Genomic DNA, 264 nt, shown 5'->3' with positions numbered 1-264 from the left:
GAGGACAGCGACGAGGACGGCTGCGAAGGCAGCGGTGGTGCCACGGCCAGCAAGCGTCCGCCGTGGCGCAGCATGCGCGCACAGGCCGCCTTGAGCAAGGCGCCAGGGCCGGCGACCTGCGCGACCAGGCAGGCTTCCAGCGACTGCCCGGCCATGGCCTGAGGCGGCATGCAGACCAGTACGTCGAGGCGCCCGAGACGCGCCACCAATGTCTCGAAGCAGCCCTCGCAAACCACCTGGCCGAAGCGGTCCGACTGCTCGCCG

General features: G+C 71.6%; 1 protein-coding gene. It reads right to left on the bottom strand.

What is annotated here, in order from left to right; all coding sequences use genetic code 11:
* Positions 1–264, bottom strand: a 264-nt coding sequence (locus R0J88_RS20965; RefSeq protein WP_410901020.1) for a hypothetical protein, incomplete at both ends; no start/stop codon positions are given.

This window comes from Pseudoalteromonas sp. SIMBA_162, assembly GCF_046535955.1.
Taxonomy (GTDB): Bacteria; Pseudomonadota; Gammaproteobacteria; order Enterobacterales; family Alteromonadaceae; genus Pseudoalteromonas; species Pseudoalteromonas marina.
This window is presented reverse-complemented; position numbering and strand designations above follow the sequence as displayed.